Annotated in this window: 3 protein-coding genes; all 3 read left to right on the plus strand. The window is 41.0% G+C overall.

Annotation, left to right across the window (positions count from 1 at the left end):
- Positions 1 to 146: 146 nt before the first annotated feature.
- Positions 147 to 1,607, plus strand: a complete 1,461-nt coding sequence (locus P9B04_RS18540; protein WP_342056458.1) for a DEAD/DEAH box helicase — start codon at positions 147 to 149, stop codon at positions 1,605 to 1,607.
- 57 nt (positions 1,608 to 1,664) lie between these two features.
- Positions 1,665 to 2,336 (plus strand): SOS response-associated peptidase, encoded by a 672-nt coding sequence (locus P9B04_RS18545; RefSeq protein ID WP_342056459.1) that lies wholly within the window; start codon positions 1,665 to 1,667, stop codon positions 2,334 to 2,336.
- The coding region (gene xseA, locus P9B04_RS18550; protein WP_342056460.1) for an exodeoxyribonuclease VII large subunit at positions 2,336 to 3,032 on the plus strand (697 nt) is incomplete at its 3' end. The genes P9B04_RS18545 and xseA, both read left to right, overlap by 1 nt.

Consider the following 3,032-nt stretch of genomic DNA (forward strand, 5'->3'; position numbering starts at 1 on the left):
TGGAGCGATTACAACAATCCCTGAAGAGAATGAAGAGAATTGATCCCCTTAATCTGAGTATCAATGAAGAGGAAATGCTTAACATCCTGGAAAAAATATGTGCTTGAAATTTGCTAGAGGTTGGATGAATAGGATAGTGTTAGTGAATGGCACGACCCTCAAAATTAACGTATGATCGCGGAACATTAATACTTCATCCACCCCCAAGAGGAAAAAGTTGGATAGAGTTGGCAACTTGGGATGATCGCATAGAGAAGTTTCGTGTGCCGGCGATATATTATCGTCGTGTGATTGAAACCTTTGAGGTGAATGAAGTTAGTTTTGTCGATGAAGCCAAAGGATTTTTCCCGTTAGATTTAACCCCGAGTTTTGAGCGAGAACCCTATCCCCATCAAAAAGAATCGTTGGAAGCGTGGAAACAAGCTCAACGACAAGGAGTGGTAGTGCTACCCACAGCAGCAGGAAAAACCTATCTAGCTCAATTAGCGATGGTAGCCACCCCTCGAACAACTCTAATTGTGGTACCAACCTTGGATTTAATGCACCAATGGTATGCCCAGATATTAGCGGCCTTTCCTGATATCGAGGTGGGGTTATTGGGAGGAGGTTCACGAGATCGCAGTCCAATTTTAATTGCCACTTATAACAGTGCAGCCATTCATGCAGAAGCGTTAGGGAATCGTTATGCTTTGCAGATTTTCGATGAATGCCATCATCTACCGACGGATTTCTTTAGGGTGATTGCCGAATATTCCATTGCTCCCTATAGGTTAGGATTGACGGCGACCCCAGAAAGGTCTGATGGGAATCATCGTGATTTAGATACTTTAATAGGGGAGGTGGTTTATCGAAAAGGAGTAAAAGACCTTGCCGGTGGGACGTTAGCAGAACATAAGGTAGTAGAGATCAAGGTAAAATTATCACCAACGGAACGGCAACGTTATGATAAAGCTATGGAAATTCGTAATAAGTTTTTAAGGGAGTCGAATATTTCGTTGGGGAGTTTAAACGGGTGGCAAATTTTTGTCAAAGCAAGTGCTAGGAGTCCAGCAGGAAGAAGGGCAATGTTAGCCCATAGAGAAGCCAAAGAAATAGCTGCTGGCACAGATGGCAAACTACGAGTTTTAACTGAATTAATTTGTGAACACCATCAAGATTCAATATTAATTTTTACCAATGATAATGCAACAGTTTATCGGATTTCAGAAGAGTTCTTAATTCCGGCCATCACTCATCAAACTCCGGTTAAAGAACGCCATGATATTTTGACTCGTTTCCGGGAAGGGATTTATAAAAGTTTAGTGACTTCCCATGTGTTAAATGAAGGGGTTGATGTGCCGGATGTGAAAGTAGCAATCATCCTTTCAGGCACAAGTTCAGCAAGAGAATATGTGCAAAGATTAGGTCGCATACTCCGTAAAGGAACAGAACTAAATAAGTTAGCAACCCTTTATGAAATAGTGGCAGAAGATACCAGTGAAGAACGGACATCTCAACGGAGAAAAGAAACCATCCCCTCGAAAAAAGAGCAACAGCTAGAGCTATTTCCCTCTGCTGAAGTTAAACAAAAAAATAATCAACAAAAACGAGAAGATTATCCCTTTTAAAAGTTCATTTGTGTTAAGTTAAGATACTTGTATTTAGCAAAAAAGAAAATCTTTCTAATGTGTGGTAGATTTAGTTTAACGATCTCAGGGGATGAGATATCAAAATACTTCCAAGTCTCACAGGTTCAAGATTGGAAGCCTCGTTATAATATAGCCCCATCACAAGAGATAGTAACCATTGTACAGACATTACTTGGGCAAAGACAGTTAAAAGGGATGAAGTGGGGCTTAATCCCAAGTTGGTCAAAGGATGGCAAAATTGCTAGCAAGCTAATCAATGCTAGAGGGGAAACCGTAGCCGAAAAACCTTCTTTTCGTAATGCTTTCAAACACCGTCGATGTTTAATCATGGCAGATGGCTTTTATGAGTGGCAAAATACTAGAAATAGTAAGCAACCCTACTACATACACCTCAAAAATAGACATCCGTTTGCGTTGGCGGGACTTTGGGAAGTATCCAATTCAGGACAAACAGAAGAGGTTTTGTCTTGTTGTATTATTACCACCGAAGCTAATGAGTTAATGAAACCACTTCATCACAGAATGCCGGTGATACTTTCTGGTGATGCTTACTCTCAATGGCTAGACCACAATGTTTTTGATAGGGAGATTCTTGAGAGTTTTCTGACTTCTTACGGGAGTGATGCAATGTCGGCTTATCAAGTTAGTCAAAAAGTTAATCGTCCGACAAATGATAACCCTGATTGTCTTGAGCCAATAGTTAACTAATGATTGAAAAGATAGAAACAGCCTTATCAGTAAGAGGATTAACAGAATATATAAAGTTACTACTAGAAGAAGATCCCCAATTAATTCAAGTGTGGGTCACAGGGGAAGTATCGAGTCTCCATGTTCACCGAGTGGGAATTTTTTTTACCCTAAGTGATAATCAAGGTCAAGCAACAATAAAATGTGTGGTTTGGAACGCCCAAAAAGAGCGATTACTTGAATTACCCAAACCAGGGTCAGAAATTTTGGTAATGGGAAATGTGCGCCTTTATGGGAAAAAAGGAGAATACCAACTAACCGTCTTCCAAGTTTTAGCTACTGGTGAAGGACTACAGGCACTTCGCTATCAACAGTTAAAAAACAGATTAGCGAGTGAAGGATTATTTGATAAAAGTATTAAGCGATCGCTCCCCTCGTTCCCTAAAATAATCGCAGTTGTGACCGCAGCAACGGCAGCCGCCTGGGGGGATATCCAAAAAACATTAAGCCGAAGAAATCCAGGGGTCAAGGTGTTGTTTTCTCCGGCAACAGTTCAAGGAAAAGAAGCTCCATTGTCTATCGTTAAGGCTATCGAAAGAGTAAACAATGATGGACGAGCCGAGTTAATTATCCTAGCTAGGGGAGGGGGAGCAGTAGAAGATCTCGTTCTAACGGATTTTGTGGGTGAGGGATTTTGGATGCGATCACGAGCAAATG

The organism is Crocosphaera sp. Alani8 (assembly GCF_038442745.1).
Lineage (GTDB): Bacteria > Cyanobacteriota > Cyanobacteriia > Cyanobacteriales > Microcystaceae > Crocosphaera.